This window comes from Mesorhizobium sp. M7A.F.Ca.CA.004.04.2.1 (assembly GCF_004022825.1).
Lineage (GTDB): Bacteria > Pseudomonadota > Alphaproteobacteria > Rhizobiales > Rhizobiaceae > Mesorhizobium.
Window position 1 is genome coordinate 1 of the sequence record NZ_RZPH01000711.1, and the last position, 3,226, is coordinate 3,226.

A 3,226-nucleotide genomic window follows, 5' to 3' on the forward strand; every position below is an offset into this window, starting at 1 on the left:
CCCTTGCAGGGCCAGTTCGCGAAAGACGCTGATGCCGTTGATGCCGCCACCGATGACGAGCACGGCGATATCAGGCCGGTCGCGCAGACCAGCGATTGTATGACTACGGTTCATCGGGGCTGTTGCCTTTTTGCTCAGGCATCCATCGCGGTGAGATGCGCGGCTGCCGCGGCGTCGATTGCCGCTAGCTCGCTTGCCGCAAGCGTGATCTCGCCGGCCCGTGCATTGTCGAGCGCCTGTTCGGGATTGCGCGCGCCGCACAGGGCGAAGGTGATGCCCGGCTGGGCGAGCGTCCAGGCGATGACGATCTGCGCCGTCGACGCCTGGTGGCTCTCGGAGATCGGGGCGATTGCCTCTTTCAGCTTTGCGACTTTCTGCCGGTTGGCCGTGGAAAAGCGTGGGTTGTCCTTGCGCTGGTCGTCGCCGCCGAATGTGCGCTCTGGGTCGACCGTGCCGGTAAGCAGCCCCAGCGCCAGCGACGAGTAGCTGAGGGTGGCAATGTCATGGCGGCGGGTGATCGGCAGCAGGCTGCTCTCGATGTCGCGGTCGATCATCGAATAGCGCTCCTGGATCGCATCGAGCTGGCCGGCATCGATATACTGGCCAAGATCCTCGGCGCTGATGTTGCTGGCGCCAATGGCGCGGATCTTGCCGGCTGCCTTGAGCTTTTCCAATACCGCCATCGTCTCGGCGATCGGCGTCGTCGGGTCCTGCCAATGGGTGATGTAGAGGTCGATATGATCGGTGCCCAGACGGCGCAGGCTCTGCTCGATCTCATAGGCGATGCCGTCGGCGCCGAGATAGCGATGCACAGGCTTGCCGTCCTGATCGAAGAAATGGCCGCCCTTGCCCGAATGCCAGTTCAGCCCGCATTTGGTCGCGATCACCACCTTGTCGCGCTTGCCCTTGATGGCGGTGCCCACGATCGCCTCGCTGCGGCCAAGACCGTAGGCCGGCGCTGTGTCGATCAGGCTGAGGCCGGCATCGATCGAGGCTTCGATCGCCCTGACCGACTCCTTCTCGTCGGTGCCGCCCCACATCCACCCGCCAATCGCCCAGGTGCCCAGGCCTACGGCCGACGCCGATATGCCGGACTTGCCGATCTGCCGCTGGATCTGTCGAGAATTCATGCTACCTCCTGTTCGGCCAGCTCGAGGATCTGGAGCCCCGTGGCCTCGTCCGTGACGATGGTGTCGAGATGGTTGCCGCGCAGGGCGGCGAGGATCGGCGCGACCTTGCTGGGGCCGCTTGCAATGCCGATCGAGCGCGGGATGGTCGCGAACTCGTCAAGCGTCAACGAGACCAGCGAACGGTTGAGCGAGTAGTTGCAAAGCTTGCCCTGGCGGTCGATGAGATGAGCGAGCAGCTCGCCTGTCGCCCCGGACTTCTCGATCGCCTGGCGATCGGCATTCGAGGACGGATGCAGGTCGTAGTAGCTGGAATCGTCGGTCAGGATGGAGCCGACACCCACCACCGCGACATCCGCCTCGCGCGCCTTGCGAAACACGTCGGCGACGGAGCTGATGCCCATCAGCATTTCGCGCTGCTGCGCGGTGTCGGCAAACAGCGGCGCATGGATCTGGTAGGCGCGGCCGCCGAGCTTGTCGGCCATCAGCGAGGCGACGTGGTTGACGTCGGTGTAGTGCTTGCCCTGCACCAGGCCGGTTGCGGGAATGATCTCGACGTCGTATCGGCGCCCCGGCTTGAGACCGGCGACCAGCGCGCTGACGCCCTTGCCGCCGGTGATCGAGATCGTGTCGCCGTCCTTGATGGTGTCGAGCAGCAGCCCAGCCGCCGCCTCGCCGACCCGCTGCAGGGCCGTGTGCGGATTCTCGGAGACCGACGGCACCACCATCGCCCGCTCGATGCCGCCCAGCGCAACCAGCCGTGCTTCCAGGTCGACCAGATGGTCGATCGGCGACTTGATCTTGATCTCGACGAGGCCGAGCTGGTGGCCGCGCTTGATCAGCCGGTTGACCGTCGCGTGCGAGATGCCGAGTTCCCCGGCGATCTCGGCCTGGGTCTTGCCTTCGACGTAATGCAGGACAAGCGCCTGGTGCATTTGACGAACAGCGGCGATGTCGTCGCGGGTGTTGGGAGGGGCCATGGTCTTGCTGCGGTGCCTTTAGAGTTCAGGACTTCTTGCGGTGCAGGAAGTGATCGATCGATACGGCTGCGAGCAGGATGCATCCCTTGATCATGTCCTGCCAATAGACCGAGACATCGAGCAGGATAAGCGAGCTCGTCACCACCGACAGCAACGCCATGCCGAGGATCGCTCCGAAGATGGTGCCCGAGCCACCATTGAGCGAGGCGCCGCCGATGACGGCCGCGGCGATGATGTTGAGTTCCATGCCGGCGCCGAAGGTCGGTGTCGCCGCGCCGAAGCGCGCCATGTAGATGACACCGGCCAGTCCGGCCAGCGTCGAGCACAGCACCGTGACCCAGAACTTCACCTGATTGGTCCGGATGCCGGAGAACTGCGCGGCCTTCTCGTTGGAGCCGGTGTAGAAAACCTTGCGGAAGGCCGTGGCGCGACGCAGCAGGAAGTCGAAGATGGCCACCACGACGATGAAGATCAGGATGACATAGGGGATGTTGTTGAAACTGCCCTGGCCTATGGCCTTGAAGGCCGGCGGCAGGGTGAACAGCGACAGCGGCGTGCCCTTGGTGACCACCAGGCACATGCCGCGCACGATGACCATGGCCGCCAGCGACGTGATGAAATGATTGAGGCCGATCACGGTCACGAAGAAGCCCATCGCCGCGCCGATCAGCGCGCTGACGCCGATGCCGATCAGGCTTGCCGTCCAGGGATCGAGGCCGGCAAGGAACAGCGCACCCGAGACCACCATCGAGAAACACACGACCGAGCCGACGGAAAGGTCGATGCCGCCGACGATGAGCAGGATCGTCATTCCGACGACGACGATGCCTTCGATGGAAAAGCTCATCAGCATGGCGCGGAAATTGCCCCATGTCAGGAAGTGCGGCGAGGCGAAGCTCATGGCGATGCACAGCGCCAGGATGATGACGATCAGCCCGGCCTCGCGCATCGAGGCGAGCTGAGCGAAATTGATGCGCCGCCCGGCGGCCTTGATCTCGGCGTGCACGAGCGCTTCTCCTGATTCCCTAGGCGACATTCTGGGCCTGCCTTTGATTTGAACTGTCTTGAACGCCCGAGGCGAGCATGATGATGGCTTCCTCGCCGAGCTCGCTGGCGGCG

At 64.2% G+C, this 3,226-nt stretch carries 3 protein-coding genes; all 3 read right to left on the bottom strand.

Annotation, left to right across the window (positions count from 1 at the left end; translation table 11 throughout):
- Positions 1-134: 134 nt before the first annotated feature.
- Genes EN893_RS25670 through EN893_RS25680 form a run of 3 tightly spaced genes read right to left on the bottom strand, consistent with a single transcriptional unit; the run spans position 135 to position 3,056 of the window.
- On the bottom strand, positions 135-1,130 hold the full coding sequence (locus tag EN893_RS25670; RefSeq protein WP_127272426.1) for an aldo/keto reductase: 996 nt from the start codon (positions 1,128-1,130) through the stop codon (positions 135-137).
- Positions 1,127-2,107: a sugar-binding transcriptional regulator gene (locus EN893_RS25675; protein WP_127271366.1), complete on the bottom strand. Its 981-nt coding sequence runs from the start codon at positions 2,105-2,107 to the stop codon at positions 1,127-1,129. The genes EN893_RS25670 and EN893_RS25675 overlap by 4 nt, the downstream gene beginning before the upstream one ends.
- 25 nt (positions 2,108-2,132) lie before the next feature.
- A complete protein-coding gene (locus tag EN893_RS25680) occupies positions 2,133-3,056 on the bottom strand; it encodes an ABC transporter permease (protein ID WP_236383556.1) in 924 nt (307 codons plus the stop codon).
- Between the last annotated feature and the right edge of the window lie 170 nt (positions 3,057-3,226).